The sequence below is a fragment of the Chondromyces crocatus genome, from assembly GCF_001189295.1.
In the GTDB taxonomy this organism is placed as follows: Bacteria; Myxococcota_A; Polyangia; order Polyangiales; family Polyangiaceae; genus Chondromyces; species Chondromyces crocatus.
In genome coordinates, this window is record NZ_CP012159.1 from 6,966,279 (window position 1) to 6,979,628 (window position 13,350).

12 protein-coding genes and 1 tRNA gene are annotated in these 13,350 nt (G+C 68.3%); 3 read left to right on the forward strand and 10 right to left on the reverse strand.

Annotated features, from left to right (window positions below; all coding sequences use genetic code 11):
* Nucleotides 1-35: 35 nt before the first annotated feature.
* From CMC5_RS25420 to CMC5_RS25435, 4 genes are all read right to left on the reverse strand, one after another.
* Complete coding sequence (locus CMC5_RS25420; RefSeq protein WP_245677747.1) at nt 36-1,496, reverse strand: right-handed parallel beta-helix repeat-containing protein; 1,461 nt, start codon at nt 1,494-1,496, stop codon at nt 36-38.
* Nucleotides 1,497-1,800: 304 nt separating this feature from the next.
* Nucleotides 1,801-3,648 carry a hypothetical protein gene (locus CMC5_RS25425; protein WP_050432845.1) on the reverse strand — a complete coding sequence of 616 codons (1,848 nt, stop codon included), beginning with the start codon at nt 3,646-3,648 and terminating at the stop codon, nt 1,801-1,803.
* A 336-nt stretch (nt 3,649-3,984) separates the two neighbouring features.
* Complete coding sequence (locus CMC5_RS25430) at nt 3,985-4,359, reverse strand: nuclear transport factor 2 family protein (RefSeq protein ID WP_050432846.1); 375 nt, start codon at nt 4,357-4,359, stop codon at nt 3,985-3,987.
* Between the two features lie 374 nt (nt 4,360-4,733).
* Nucleotides 4,734-5,654: a hypothetical protein gene (locus CMC5_RS25435; protein ID WP_050432847.1), complete on the reverse strand. Its 921-nt coding sequence runs from the start codon at nt 5,652-5,654 to the stop codon at nt 4,734-4,736.
* Nucleotides 5,655-5,822: 168 nt separating this feature from the next.
* Here CMC5_RS25435 and CMC5_RS25440 point away from each other — a divergent pair, with 168 nt between their 5' ends.
* Complete coding sequence (locus CMC5_RS25440) at nt 5,823-6,650, forward strand: proprotein convertase P-domain-containing protein (RefSeq protein ID WP_156338863.1); 828 nt, start codon at nt 5,823-5,825, stop codon at nt 6,648-6,650.
* A 111-nt stretch (nt 6,651-6,761) separates the two neighbouring features.
* Here the strand turns inward: CMC5_RS25440 and CMC5_RS25445 are convergent.
* Nucleotides 6,762-6,834 (reverse strand) — tRNA-Gly (locus CMC5_RS25445).
* A 251-nt stretch (nt 6,835-7,085) separates the two neighbouring features.
* Between CMC5_RS25445 and CMC5_RS25450 the strand changes: the two genes are divergently transcribed.
* Complete coding sequence (locus CMC5_RS25450) at nt 7,086-8,363, forward strand: hypothetical protein (protein ID WP_156338864.1); 1,278 nt, start codon at nt 7,086-7,088, stop codon at nt 8,361-8,363.
* A 126-nt stretch (nt 8,364-8,489) separates the two neighbouring features.
* On the opposite strand, the gene CMC5_RS25455 is transcribed toward CMC5_RS25450, so the two are convergent.
* Nucleotides 8,490-9,104 carry a hypothetical protein gene (locus tag CMC5_RS25455; RefSeq protein WP_245677748.1) on the reverse strand — a complete coding sequence of 205 codons (615 nt, stop codon included), beginning with the start codon at nt 9,102-9,104 and terminating at the stop codon, nt 8,490-8,492.
* Between the two features lie 177 nt (nt 9,105-9,281).
* On the opposite strand from CMC5_RS25455, the gene CMC5_RS25460 reads away from it, so the two are divergent.
* Nucleotides 9,282-9,560, forward strand: a complete 279-nt coding sequence (locus tag CMC5_RS25460; RefSeq protein WP_050432850.1) for a hypothetical protein — start codon at nt 9,282-9,284, stop codon at nt 9,558-9,560.
* 20 nt (nt 9,561-9,580) lie between these two features.
* Here CMC5_RS25460 and CMC5_RS47025 read toward each other — a convergent pair whose 3' ends face one another.
* The 4 genes from CMC5_RS47025 to CMC5_RS25480 all read right to left on the reverse strand — a co-directional run bounded on the left by CMC5_RS47025 (nt 9,581) and on the right by CMC5_RS25480 (nt 13,326).
* The gene (locus tag CMC5_RS47025; protein WP_050432851.1) at nt 9,581-9,964 is read right to left on the reverse strand and encodes a hypothetical protein; all 384 of its coding nucleotides are present in this window, start codon (nt 9,962-9,964) and stop codon (nt 9,581-9,583) included.
* Nucleotides 9,965-10,068: 104 nt separating this feature from the next.
* Nucleotides 10,069-10,704 carry a sterol desaturase family protein gene (locus CMC5_RS25470; RefSeq protein ID WP_050432852.1) on the reverse strand — a complete coding sequence of 212 codons (636 nt, stop codon included), beginning with the start codon at nt 10,702-10,704 and terminating at the stop codon, nt 10,069-10,071.
* 196 nt (nt 10,705-10,900) lie between these two features.
* A complete protein-coding gene (locus CMC5_RS25475; RefSeq protein WP_050432853.1) occupies nt 10,901-11,551 on the reverse strand; it encodes a phosphoribosylanthranilate isomerase in 651 nt (216 codons plus the stop codon).
* The gene (locus tag CMC5_RS25480; protein WP_218920063.1) at nt 11,548-13,326 is read right to left on the reverse strand and encodes a feruloyl-CoA synthase; all 1,779 of its coding nucleotides are present in this window, start codon (nt 13,324-13,326) and stop codon (nt 11,548-11,550) included. The genes CMC5_RS25475 and CMC5_RS25480 overlap by 4 nt, the downstream gene beginning before the upstream one ends.
* Nucleotides 13,327-13,350 lie beyond the last annotated feature (24 nt).

The window sequence follows — 13,350 nt, forward strand, 5'->3', positions numbered from 1 at the left end:
CCTCGCCCGTCACGCGACGGGAGCGAGGCCTTTCCTCATTCGAAGGCGCCGAGGGCGATGATGCTGGCGAGGGGCCTGGAGGCGGCGCCGCCGGAGGCCTGGGCGTTGCCGGGAGGGGGCAAGAACAAGGGGCGCGCGAGCGGGGTCGGGAAGGCGTGCCCGGGGATGGTGGCGGGGGCGTTCACGCCGACGCTGCGAAGGGGGCTCGACGAGGCGAGGCGGAAGTCGCGGGCGCTCGGGTTCACGAAGCCCGGGTTGTCCTGGGTGACGCCCTGGGTCAGGCCAGCGGGGATCGCCGAGCCCTGGGGGGTGGCGTTCTTCACGCCCTTGACGAGCTGGCTGCCGCCGGTCCAGGTGCCGTCGTCACGCAGGACCTGCACGCTGCCGCCGCCGACGCGGTGGAAGATGTTGTTGTGCAGCTCGATGCTCTCGATGCCGTCGAAGGCGTGGATCGCCGCCGACGAGCCCTGCTTGAGCAGGAAGGTGTTGTTCGAGAAGCGGTAGCGGCCCCAGCTCTGGCCCGTGCCGTCGCCACCGACGCGCACCACGAACTGGTTGTGCGTCTTGCGGAACACGTTGCCCACGACGTCGCCGTCCTCGCGCGCCAGGTTCTCTCGCTGGCCGTCGGGGCCGATCAGCTCCAGCTCCTTGTAATGGCCGCCCTCGATCCAGTTGTAATAGATCTCGTTTCGCTCGGCGCGCGATTTCACGGCGTTGCCGCCCGTCGCGTCGTGGATGTAGCAATGCTGCATCCGGAACACGGAGCCAGGAAAGGCGGTCTCGTCGGTGGCGATGTAGACCGGGTGCCGCGTGGTGCCGGAGCCGGCGTTGTGGACCTCCACGTACTCCATGAGCAGCGAGCCCGAGTCGGAGTCGGCGCCGAGGATGCCGTGGCCAGGGCAATGGTGGACGACCGAGTCCCGGATGGTGACGTTGTTGGCGTGGTGGAAGACGCAGCGTGAGCTGCCGCCGGTGACGTCGAAGCCTTCGAAGACGTAGTGATTGCCAGCCAGCTCGACGGTGGTGGTGCCCCCCGAGAGGATGGGGCGCTTGCCGCTGACGCGGAGGCCGCGGATGGTGATCTTCTGGCTCGCCGAGCCGTGCTTGGAGAACCGGATGCCGCCGGCATAGCTGGCATTGCCGTCGACCTCGACGACGTCGCCCGGCTTGAGGAGATTCGCGACCTGACCGAGGTTCTTGTACGGCCGCGCGGGGCCGACCTTGTACACCGTGCCGAGCGCCTGCTGGGCCGTGCCGAACTCTTCTTCTTCTGCGTCGGCGACAGCGTCGTCCTCGACCTCGTCACCGACCGCCACTTCACCGACTGCTGCTTCCGCTTCGATTCCTTCGACGTCCGCCGCGAGATCCTCGTCCTCGTAGGACAGTTCGTCTTCCGACTGCACCACGCAGCCGACGCTGGCGATCCCGATCGCTGCGAAGGCCAGCGCGAGCATCCCTGTCCGACCGAGTCCGAGGCGATTCTCGTCTACGCGCATCACGATTCTCCTGGCGTCATTGCGCGCCGTACAAAGAAGGGCCACGCAGGCCTCGAGAGGCCCACGCTCCATGTTTCCTTCGAAGCCGCGCAAGGCGTTGTAACGAAGTCGGCTGAGGTCGGCCCCGGAGCTGGGATCGCCCGCCGGAGAGCGCGGCAAAAAGTCAGATTATGCCGCGGCGCTCTTGGGTCCTATTCATGCGCGCTTCGCGTACGGCCGTCAAGGAAGTTTCGTCAGGAACAGCCGTACACGATCTTATGGTCGCAGCTTCAATGAAGCGATCGTGGCGCTCGCGTGCTCGCAATCACTGAAGCGTGACGTCACAAGCCGATATCGAGCCGGTTCCAGCGTCCTGGACCACGGTCCAGTTGTTGAGCTGCGAGGCGCCCGTCTGCTCGGATCGGAACGAAAACTGGTTCGCGAGCAGGGTCTCTGCGCCTCCCGGGGCCTGGACATAGACCGAATACTTCCGGTTCGGGACGTTCACCACCATTTTCACCTTGTACGTCTGTCCGCCGCCATAGGTGAAGGGTGTGGCTGCCTGGTACGTGGCACCATTGCGCACGAGAATGCGGCCGGAGAGGTCGAACAGGACGATGGCGGCGAGACCGCTCCAGACCGTCTGCGCGCCCCGGGACAGGCCGACGGCGCCATCGATGGAGGAGCTGCTCGGGGTGACGTTCCAGGTGACGGTGAAGGTGCCGGTCTGGGTGGCCAGGGCGGTGTTCGTCCACACGCCGGTGCTGGCGACCTTGCAGGAGGCCGGAGGGTCGGGTGGCCAGGGGTTGGACCCGCCGGTGCCGAACTCGTAGGCGCCCAGGTCGATGAGGCCCACCACGGGGCGCGCGGAGGCGGCGCCGAGGGCCTGGATGGCACCCGTGGGGGGGTGGTAGAGGGGCAGCGCGAGGGGCGCCGGGAAGGGGCGGCCCGAGGGCCCCTGGGTGGTCATGACGCCGATGTCGCGGAGGGGGCTCGACGACGAGAGGCGGAAGTCGCGGGCGCCCGGGTTCACGAAGCCGGGGTCGTTCTGGGTGATGGTCTGGGACAGGCTCGTGGGCACGGTCGAGCCCTGGGGGACGGCGTTCTTGGCGCCGACGAAGATGGGGTTGCCGGTGGACCAGGTGCCGTCGTCGCGCAGGACCTGCACGCCGCCGCCGCCGACGCGGTGGAAGATGTTGTTGTGCAGCTCGATGCTCTCGATGCCGTCGAAGGCATGGATCGCCGCCGACGAGCCCTGCTTGAGCAGGAAGGTGTTGTTGACGAAGCGGTAGCGGCCCCAGCTCTGGCCCGTGCCGTCGCCGCCGACGCGCACCACGAACTGGTTGTGTGTCTTGCGAAACACGTTGCCCACGACGTCGCCGTCTTCACGCGCCAGGTTCTCTCGCTGGCCGTCAGGGCCGATCAGCTCCAGCTCCTTGTAATGGCCGCCCTCGATCCAGTTGTAATAAATCTCGTTCCGCTCGGCGCGCGACTTCACCGCATTGCCGCCCGTCGCGTCGTGGATGTAGCAATGTTGCATGCGGAACACCGAACCGGGATAGGCGGTCTCGTCGGTGGCGATGTACACCGGGTGCCGCGTGGTGCCGGAGCCACAGGCGTAGACTTCCACGTATTCCATGAGCAGCGAGCCCGAGTCGGCGTCGGCGCCGAGGATGCCGTGCGCGGGGCAGTCATGGACGACGGCGTCCCGGATGGTGATGCCGTGCGCGTGGTGGAAGATGCACCGCGAGCTGCCCCCGGTGACGTCGAACCCCTCGAAGACGTAGTGATTCCCGGCCAGTTCGACGGTGTTCGTGCCCCCCGAGAGGACGGGGCGCTTGCCGTTCACCCGGACGCCACGGATGGTGATCTTCTGGCTCGCCGTGCCATGTCTGGAGAAGCGGATGTTGCCGGCGTAGGTCGCATTGCCATCGACCTGTACGATGTCGCCGGGCTGGAGCAGGTTCGCCACGTCGGCGAGCTTCTTGTACTGCCGCGAGGGGCCCACCTGGTAGGTGGTGCCCGCGGCCTCCTCGCGCTCGTCGAACTCCTCCGCGTCTATGTTTTCCTCGGTCTGGATGCCACAGCCCGCGCCGAACAGCGCGAGCGCGACGATGGAGAGGCCATGGGTCCAGGTGCGCGAACGCACGTGCTCGACTCCTGCTGCACGCATTCTGCATCTCCTTCGTGGGGAGTGATGGGCGCGCGCATTGCCCACGCGTCGCGACCGCGACGCACCGCAAATGAGCACGCTATGGCCGCACACCCCCGATGCCGCGCCAATAGAATGGAGAACCCGGGACGCTCATTCAGGAGCGCCCCGATCTCGAATTCACTTAAATCGTGTCCGGGGCAGGCGCGTCAAGGCCTATTTGCGCCAAGGGCAGGCGCCATGGTTTCGATTGCGTTGGAGAGGCCACTGTATCACGAAGTCGAGTGAGACGCGTGACTGGCGGCCAGCACGTGTGCGGTTATAGCGCGGGCGGCGGGCGCGTCGTGCTCACTGTCATCAGGTGCTCGCAGTGAATGCGGATGGATCGAAATAGCTGGTCACGCTGCGGATGCGGCCCGCGTCGTTGATCTCGAAGACGTCCACGCCGACGAGGCTCACGGGGCCGCCCCCGGCGAAATTCGCTTCGATGGTGTACCGGAACGCGGCGCTCCGGCCGATCGCGAAGATGCGGCGCTCGACGAAGCGGGGCCGATCGAGCGCAGCGAGGAGTGCCTCGACGTGGTGCCGGAGGGCATCGAGGCCGATGGTCGGAGGGAACATGGGGTCGACGGCAACCACGTCCTCCGCGAACAAGGAGAGGTATTTTTCGATGTCGCCCGAGATGAGGGCGTCCTGGGAGGCATTGACGATATCGACGATGGTCGGATTCATGGTCCTTATGTCCGGTGGGGATCGGTGTGAAACTCGCTCCGCCACGATCTCGTATCGTGCGCGTCGTGAATGAGCGGGCCAACATCCGGGTCGAAGGCACCTCGGGGTGGTCCGACGAAGAGTGTAGGGCAGACGCCACCAGGGAGTAGCGTCGCTCGCCAGATCGAGGCTCTACCGTGGGATCCGTCGCGTGGCCGAGGTCGGTGGTGCTGTCGGTCCGCGATGCGGTGGGCGGAAGACGTCGCACTGGCGGGCAGCGACGAGCGGATGGGCGGCGAGCGGAGGCAATGGGGAAGCCCCGCAATGAGCTGCTCGGCGCGTGAGAGGCGGCGGGGGGAGGAGTCGGCGGGGCGGGAATCGAGCCGACGTCAGCGTCAATCGCAGCCGATGCGCTGGGCAGCGAGGGCGATGTCGTCGACCCAGAGGGTCATGGGCTGGCCGCCGTAGCCCTCCCAGCCGAACTTGACGTCCGAGAGGGCAGGCGCCCAGCCAGGCTGGTTGTGCCACTGCTGGTCGATGTCGGGGGTGGGGGTGGCGTCGACCTGGAGGCCGGGGACCGCGGCGCCGTCGACCCAGGTCTGCAGGACGCCGCTCGGGCCGTCGACGAAGAACTCGATGCAGTGCCAGGCACCGGCGGTGGGGCGAAGGCTCTGGGCGATGCCCGCGGGGCTGAGCGAGGGCAAGGTGGCGTCGTCGGTCTCGCGGTTCCACATGAGGATCTCGCTCTGGCCACCCATCCGGAGGTCACGGCCGCCCGCGTTCTCGTCGCGCAGGGTGAGAAAGGTGACGTGGCTCATGCCGAGGGGGTCTTCGAAGCGGACGAAGAAGCGGCCATGAACGGCGGCACCGACCGCCGCGATGGCGGTGCTGTTGGCGATGAAGACGTGGTCGCAGTAGTTGCCGCCACCGTCGATGCGCACGGAGCGCGCGCCGCTGTGCGCGTGGGCATCGTCGATCGCGAGGGTCCCGGTGCCGCTGCAGTTGGGAGAGACGACGCTCCAGACCGCGGGATCAGGGGGGCCTCCGGGAGCAGCGGTCTCGAAGTCGTCGCAGAGGGGGAGGCCGGCGCAGTCGAGGGTGGAGGTCGCGCCCCCAGCGCCCTGGCCGCCCACGCCGGTGGTCGATCCACCGCCGACGCCGGCAGGGGTCGCGCCGCCGCCGCCGGTGTCGCTGGTCGTGGAGCCGCCGCTGCCACCGCTACCGCCATCGTCACCGCCGCAAGCAAGGCCACAGGCGGCGAGGGCGAGGTGCAGGGCGGGGAGGAGGGCGATGCGGAGGGGTGAGGGCCGGGGCATGAGGTCACTCCAGGGTGGTGGCGCACCACGGCGCGAGGTGAGCGCGTCGCGAGGCTATCACGCGGAGGCCGCACGGCTGCGAGGCCGCACGGCTGCGAGGCGACACGGTCCGGGGGCGCCGGGTGGAGGGGTGTGGGGGATGGACTATGCTGGTCTGCGGAAACGAGCATGCGACGACGGGATGGGATCATGCGCGCGGCAGCGCTGCTCGCGGTCGCCGGGTGCAACGCGCTCTCCGGGGTGAACGACTTCACGTTCGACACGAGCGGGGGCGACGGAGGCGGTGGAAGCGGTGGGGCGCACGCTGGATGCGGAGATGGGCGCGTCGAGCTGGAGGAGGCGTGCGACGACGGGAACGTGCGGAGCGGCGATGGCTGTGATGCTGGGTGCGAGATCGAGGAGGGCTTCGGCTGCGCAGGGTCGCCCAGCGTGTGCGGGCCGTACCTGACGTCGAGGGTGGGGGTGGGGCCAGGCCTTGCTCACGCGCTGCCCGACGATCAGCGGTACGACGGGAGCATCGAGAGCATGGAGTGCATGGCGCTGCCCGTCACCATGGTGGCGACACGGGTGGTGCGGGTCGAGGTGCTGGTGGGGCTGTCGCACTCGTGGCTGAGCGATCTGGTGATCAAGGTGGTGAGCCCGGAAGGGACGGTGACGACGCTGCTCAGCCGGGCAGGGATCGAGGAGCCCGATGATGGGTCGTCGGAGCTGGATGGAGATGGGTCGAACCTGGTGGTGACGCACCCGATCACGTTCCGGGACGACGCGGCGTCCCCCGCGGAGCTGATGGGGGTGAACATCGACAACAGCAAGGCGGTGTGCCGCGACGACGGGATCTGTGCGTACGGGCCGAGTCCAGGCAAGGGGCCGGGGAAGAGCCTCGCCGACTTCGAGCTGGAGTCGCCCAGCGGCGACTGGTTGGTGTGTGTCGCCGATGCAGACGACACGGAGACCGGGACGCTGGACCAGGCGAGGATCACCGTGGTGGCCTGGTGAAGGCCACAGGGCCGATCTCGTGAGGCCAAAACGACGAAAGCGCCACGAGTGAACTCGTGACGCTTTGGTCTCAGATCCTCTTCGCGTGCACCGAAGATCCGTGGATCTCGGAGCGGGACACGGGATTCGAACCCGCGACCCTCAGCTTGGGAAGCTGATGCTCTACCAACTGAGCTAGTCCCGCGTGAGGTGAAGCAGCTTCTAGCCAATTCCGTTCTTCAGGGCAACAGGCAACAGCACGAACTCGTTCGCGTGGGGTCCGAGGCTCACGGATGCCCGTGAACATGGGTGGTCGGACGGCGCATCCCCTCCCCTCTCCCGAGGTCAGGCGTCATGTGCCCGCGCTTGCCCGTCCCGAGCGTGCCCGACCTGTACTAGCTTCGCCTGGTGCACCATCGCCGTCTCTTCCGTTCGCTGGTCGCTCTGAGTCCCTCGATGGCATTCCTCCTCTCGGCCTGTGGTCCGCCGAAGGAGGTCGAAGCGCCGACGCTCTCCGCCGAGATCGCGTGCCCTGCGCCGATCGGGGAGATCCTGCGCGAGGACTGCGCGGCGATCGGTGCGGTGTTCGAGCCGCTCGCAGTGGGTGGCGCGCTGGAGCGAGCGGGGAAGGGGCAGGCCGGTCTGCAGCGTACGGAGGCGATCCGTGCCGCCGTCCAGCTCGCCGAGCAGGTGAAGGGGCAGCGGGTGGAGCTGTGCGAGAGCTACAACCGCTGCCAGATGACGCGGGGGGAGCACGAGGCCCGGGACAAGCAGCTCACCGATCTGATGGCGGCGCTGCTCGATCTGTGGGGGAACCGGAAGTTCAGCGCTCCGGAGGAGGTGGCGCGCTTCCATGCCGGGGTGCAAGAGCTTTCGGTCCGGCTCTCCGGCCGAGGGGACGCGCCGGCAGAGCCCAAGGGAGTGCCTGCCGCGAAGCCGGCCATCCCGGCGCTCCCCGGTGGCAAGCTGCAACAGATCGCCGCGGAAGGGATCAGCTTCTCGCCGAGCGGGGAGGGGGTGACGGTGCAGGCGAAGGAGGGGCCGCCACGGCTGGTGCTCCGGAGCAGCACGACGCTGCCGCTGCGCGGAGGGCGGCGCTACCTGGTGCGTGTCCACGGGAGCTACGCGCCGGCCGCGCCAGGTCTGATCGCGCCCGGGGACGAGGTGACGGGACGGTTCCGCTTCCGGGCTGCGCAGGACGCGGAGCTGTACCTCGGGCTGCGATCGCTGGAGGATCCGGAGTCGCAGGAGGGGCTGACGCCGCTCCAGATCACGGCGAAGGAGAAGGGGGTGCGCGAGGCGAAGCTCGTCGCCGAGCCAGGCGCGAGCGGGTTCTACCTGGTGGTGGGGTCGCGCGGCACGGGCCAGGTTCACCTCGACGATGTGGAGCTGGTGCGCGGTGGGAACGTGCTGGCCGCGGCGCGGGCGGAGGCGGCGACCGAGCCGCAGGTGAAGACGTCGTGTGCTCCCGACAAGGCGCAGCCGCTCGGGGGGAAGGCGTCGCTGCGGTGTGAGGGGTCAGGGGATCTGGTCTCGGTCGGGACGCCCGATGCCTACCTGGAGATCGCGATCCGCGGTGCGTCGGGGGATCGGGCGGTGCTGCGCACCCAGTCGCTCGAAGGGGGGCGGCGTCTGGATGCGACGTTGAAGGAGGACGCCGAGCTGCTGATCACGGTCGCGGGGGCGGGCACGGCGACGGTGCGCGCGGTCGAGGTGCAAGCGGTCGGGCCTTGAGCCCGCCCACGCCGTGAGCCAGGCGCGGGTGAACGTCATGCCTGCGCCGTGATCTCGGTGACGCAGGCAATGAGGCTGGAAGGGCTCGCGGGGCGGGTGGGCTCGAGGCCTACCCGCACCATGATCTCAGCGTCGCACCAGGCGTACGCGGGAGGTCTCGAGGGAAGTCCGGCGTCGGACGACGCTGTCCTGGATGCCGCTGGCGGTGTCCAGCGCTTCACGGAGGGCGTCCTCGGTGGCGTCGGGAGGGATCCACGGGAGGGCACGGAGCGCCGTGGCGTCGGCGGGAAGCCAGCGCTGGCTGCGGGTCACGAGCACCACGGGGCAGCCTCGTTCCAGCAGCTCACTCGCGAGCCGCACGCCAGCAAACGGTGCCGGGGGCAGATCGAGGCAGACCAGGCAGGCATCGAAGTCCTCGGCCTCGACGGCGAGGCGCGCGTCATCGCTGGACGAGGCGTCCACCAGCTCCGCGCCGGTGGCCTCGATCAGCCGCGCCAAGGCGTCGCAGGTGACGGCCGTGGCGTTGTGCGCGAGGAGCACACGAGGCGCCGAGATCGCCGCGTCGAGGTGAGCCGCATCCCGGCTTCCCCCTCGAACGGAGTGAGGCCCAGGACGATCCATGGGCTGTCCGCGCAGGGATGCAGAGATGGGGGCATCCCCCGGCTCGTCATGCCCGCGGCGCTCGGGAAGCGCCCTCTCTTCAACCCACATCGCTTGCTGGCCAGAACGGCGAGAGTTCATTTCCCCTCCTCCCTCTCGTCGGTCACGATCGCCGCAACCATCTCCACCCTAACACCCCTTGAGCCCAAACCGACCACCCTTTATAGAAGCCGCATCACGAGAGGCCTCGTTCAGAGGCGCGTCATGCCGCGATGCGGCGAGACGGTTGTGAAAAGAGCACGCGAGGACAGATCTCCCATGAGCCGCTTCTTCATCACCAGCCGCTGCGAATGTCAGGCGACCTTGTCGGCCACACTGGACGAGCGCCGACACGTCCTTGCCGGGTGGGCAGCCCGGCCGGGCATCAAGGAGCTCGCGCCGGCACACAGCATCAACGCTCATCTGGAGCGCTTCGACGTGGGCTGGCTGTGCCCGTTCTGCAACCGCAACACGCTGCGCATGTTCTACGCCGGTGCGCTCCGCGTCCTGCCAGCGTCCGCCACGCAAAGCGGCGACGCGCCGACGCAGGCTGCCTGATCGACGAGAGGTCCGCCCGGTCAGGCGGCCTGACGGCGCGCTTGCTCGGTGAGCCTCGCCGTGACTTCCGCCCGCCTCGCTTCGCCAGCTCGTACCCTCAACCAGTGGGCATGCTCGAGTGCGCTCACGGCTTCGTCCTTGCGTCCCAGCTCGGCCAGGAACGCGCCAAGGATCGTCCATGATCTCGCGCGCCACTCGTCGTGGTTGCACGCATCCCGCAGCAGCACCAAGGCGCGGCGGGCATCTCCTCGTCGACGACATCTACGTGACCTTCGGATCAGGGTCTCGATGGGGTCGGCGCCTGCGCCATCTTCCGGGACGACCAGGCGCACGGCGCTCCGCGACCCCTCGCGCTCGCGAAGGGTCTGACGGTCACGCGAGGTCTGCCCCCGCGCGCTCTCCATCAACCGAGTCCTTTTCCGGCTCATTCCCCTCTCCCGAACTCTGGCAGCCAAAACCTGGTAGGTGGCGCCTCACTCGTTCGGGAGAGCGATCCAGAGCGGCGTGATCAGCCAGCCTTGTCGGCCTTCGACCCCATCGTTCCGAACACGTAGTCCCAGATCGGCGAGGACACGCCCCAGCGCGCCTCTTCTCCGGTGTGGTGGTGGATCATGTGGTGTCGCTTGATCCACTTCCCCCACCTGGAGGTCAGTCGGAAGTTGTGAACTGCATAGTGCGTGCCATCGTAGGCGAGGTAGCCAAGCCCGAACCCGATGAAGATGGGATCGACCAGAACAGGACCCAAGAGCAGCCGGAAAAGCAGGTAGAACCCGGCACCCATGGGGATGCTCGCGCCGAGCGGGAACACCAGCCGGTCTGTGTCTTGTGGGAAGTCGTGGTGCACACCGTGCAAGATGAAGTGCACCCGTCGCTGCCACGGCCTCGGCCCCACGTAGTGGAAGAGCCAGCGGTGCAGGACGTACTCGGCGAAGGTCCAGATGAGCAGACCCGCCAGCACGAGACCGAGGCCGGCGAGCAGGCCCACCTCGTTACCGACTGCGCGCACGCCGAGGTAGGCGACCACGGGCAGCCAGAAGACGAAGGGTAGGATCGGGTGACTGCGAGAGAACCGCTCGATGAGCGGCGTCTCGAACATGCGACACGTGCTGGGACGAACGAGGCGCTCCTGGGTGGCCGTGGTCATCGGGGAACCCTGGTACAACATCCATCCCGCTCCGACCAGAGGAGAGCCACGACCGTGTCGCCATGCGAATCACGTTTCGCAGCCCGCGACCATCCCATCGAGGTCTCTATGCGAGCGGAGCGGGGTGCGCGTTTGCAGGGAGGTCCAACCAGTTTTGGGCCTCACCCGATGACGGAGCGAGGTGGCGCTCACCAGATCATGCAGCGCCGACCGCCTGGAAGAACGTACCCAGCTTGTCGGGGTCGAGGTGCCCCTCGGTCCTGACGCTGCTGCACAGGTCCACGCCGAAGGGCCGCACGGCGCGGATGGCCGAGGCGACGTTGTCGGCGCGCAGGCCACCCGCGAGGAACACGGGGACAGGGGATCGATCGCAGATCTTCCGGCTCAGGGTCCAGTCGTGGACGCGGCCCGTGCCGCCGAGCTGCTTCACAGCCAGGTTCGGGTTGCCCGAGTCGAGGAGCAGCGCGTGAACCTCGGGGGCAGCCTCCAGTGCTTCGTCGATCGAGGCCTCGTCCAGCACGTGGATCACCTGCACCAGGCGCACGCCGGGGAGCGCGGCGCGCAGCTCGCTACACACGCCTCGCGGGAGCCTGTCCACGAGCTGAAGGGTGTCGACGCCTGCGGCCTGCTGCTGAGCGATGATCCGCGCTGGGTCGTGCGCGGAGGTGAGGAGAAACGAAGACACGCCTGGTGGAACGGTCCGCGCGATGGAGGCGATCTCATCGTCGGTGATGACACCGGGGCCGCTCGGCATCTCGGAGACCAGGCCGAGCGCAGCGGCGCCCAGGGAGATGGCGAGGCGCGCCTCGACGATGGATGAGATGCAGCAAATCTTCACCCGGATCATCGCTCGTTCCCTTCCCTGCCCTCGGCGAGGATCACGTCGTCCCCCGGAGGCTCCGCGTACAGACGCTCCACCAGCGTCGCTCGGCGTGTCAGCACCGCTCGCTGGTTCACGTATCCCTTGTCCGTGATCTCGCCCGCGTCGATCGACGGGGGCTCTTCGAGCAGCAGCACGCGCCCCACGCGTCGGCTGGAGCCACCACACCCATCGTTGTGAGCGCGCAGCGCAGCACGCACATGGGCACGCACCTCGTCGCGCCGCAGGAGTTCTGCCAGAGGCAGCTCGCTGCCACAGAGCCGAGCACACGCTGCCGGGTTCGGGAGGAGCAGGGCCCCCACCTCTTCACGATCGTGGCCGGTGATCACCGCGTCCTGGATCAGGGGTGACATCGCGGCGACCAGCGCCACACGGAGGGCCCCCACGGAGACCCATGTCCCCGACGACAGCTTGAAGTTCTCACTGATGCGGCCATCGAACAGGATCCCCTTCGAGGGGGCGTCCGGATCGGCGAGGCATGCGGCGTCGCCCGTTCTATAGAATCCCTCCTCGTCGAAGGCGTCCGCCCGCGTGTCGCCCAGGTATCCCGGCATCACCTGCGGTCCACGTACCCGGATCTCGAGTTTGTCTCCCACGGGGGCCAGCTTGATCTCGCAGCCCGGGGCCGGCAGGCCGATGTTCCCCGCCCGCTCCAGCGGGAAGTGGACGCAGGTCGCCATGGGCGATGTCTCCGTCGTTCCCCACGCCGAGATCATCGGGACCGGCGCGCCCCGCGCCTGCTTCGATACGGCTTCGAGCCGCAGCCAGAGGCTCTGGGGGAGCGCGGCGGCGGCGTAGAACAGCACGTCCAGCTCCCGGAAGAACCCGTCACGCAGCGCCGCATCGTTCTCCAGGTGGGGCAGGATCATCTCGTAGCCCCGCGGCACGTTGAAGTAGATGGTGGGCGATACCTCGCGCAGCCTGGAGAGCGTGCGCTCCACGAGGCCCGGCGCTGGCTTGCCGCCGTCCACGTGCAGCGTCCCGCCGTGGCGAAGAAACATGTTGAAGTTGTGGTTGCCCCCGAACGTGTGGCTCCACGGAAGCCAGTCCACCGTCACCGGGGGGCGCTCGGAGAGGAACGGCCAGAGGGTGGCGATCATCTCCTGGTTCGCACACAGCATGCGGTGGGTGTTCAGCACGCCCTTCGGTGTCCCCGTAGAGCCCGAGGTGAACAGGATCTTCGCCACCGTGTCGGGGGTGATCGCGCGGAATGCGACCTCCACGGCCTGGCCGTGTCCTCCTTTGCACATCCCGTCCACGAGCATCGCGCCCGGCGGCGCGGCCGATGACACGAGCACGCGTGTGCTCGGCTCGATCGCGGTGACCGCTGCGAGCGCGCGCCCGAAGGCTGCGCCGTCGGCCGCAAACACGGCGCCAGGGCGAACCTGGCTCACGATCGCGCGGAGCTTCTCCAGATCCCGCGACATCAGCGCGTACGCTGGAGAGATGGGCACGGCAGGAATGCCAACGTGCATGGCAGCGAGCTGGAGAAGGGCGTGGTGGATCCCATTGTCCGACAGCAGCGCGAGGGGCCGATCCGGTGCCAGGTCGAGATCGAGGAGCGTCTGCGCGAGCGTCCGGACCGCGTCACGCGCCTGGGCAAAGGTGACCTCGACGAGAACGCCCCCTGCATCACGCTCCGTGAGGAACACCCGCTCGGGCGCGTCAGCCGCCCAGCGCTCCAGCCAGTCGCCCAGGCACCGCGCGTGAGGTCCGAGCGGTACGGGCGAGGCCAGCACCATGCCTCCTCCTGGAAGCTGGCGGAC

What these genes read in the sequence shown, in the direction of transcription:
- CMC5_RS25450 (WP_156338864.1), top strand. Translation starts at nt 7,086, where the DNA reads ATGGCATTCCTCCTCTCGGCCTGTGGTCCGCCGAAGGAGGTCGAAGCG.
- CMC5_RS25425 (WP_050432845.1), bottom strand. Translation starts at nt 3,648, where the DNA reads ATGCGTGCAGCAGGAGTCGAGCACGTGCGTTCGCGCACCTGGACCCAT.
- CMC5_RS25475 (WP_050432853.1), bottom strand. Translation starts at nt 11,551, where the DNA reads ATGATCCGGGTGAAGATTTGCTGCATCTCATCCATCGTCGAGGCGCGC.
- CMC5_RS25435 (WP_050432847.1), bottom strand. Translation starts at nt 5,654, where the DNA reads ATGCCCCGGCCCTCACCCCTCCGCATCGCCCTCCTCCCCGCCCTGCAC.
- CMC5_RS25420 (WP_245677747.1), bottom strand. Translation starts at nt 1,496, where the DNA reads ATGCGCGTAGACGAGAATCGCCTCGGACTCGGTCGGACAGGGATGCTC.
- CMC5_RS25470 (WP_050432852.1), bottom strand. Translation starts at nt 10,704, where the DNA reads ATGACCACGGCCACCCAGGAGCGCCTCGTTCGTCCCAGCACGTGTCGC.
- CMC5_RS25440 (WP_156338863.1), top strand. Translation starts at nt 5,823, where the DNA reads ATGCGACGACGGGATGGGATCATGCGCGCGGCAGCGCTGCTCGCGGTC.
- CMC5_RS25480 (WP_218920063.1), bottom strand. Translation starts at nt 13,326, where the DNA reads ATGGTGCTGGCCTCGCCCGTACCGCTCGGACCTCACGCGCGGTGCCTG.
- CMC5_RS47025 (WP_050432851.1), bottom strand. Translation starts at nt 9,964, where the DNA reads ATGGAGAGCGCGCGGGGGCAGACCTCGCGTGACCGTCAGACCCTTCGC.
- CMC5_RS25455 (WP_245677748.1), bottom strand. Translation starts at nt 9,104, where the DNA reads ATGAACTCTCGCCGTTCTGGCCAGCAAGCGATGTGGGTTGAAGAGAGG.
- CMC5_RS25430 (WP_050432846.1), bottom strand. Translation starts at nt 4,359, where the DNA reads ATGAATCCGACCATCGTCGATATCGTCAATGCCTCCCAGGACGCCCTC.
- CMC5_RS25460 (WP_050432850.1), top strand. Translation starts at nt 9,282, where the DNA reads ATGAGCCGCTTCTTCATCACCAGCCGCTGCGAATGTCAGGCGACCTTG.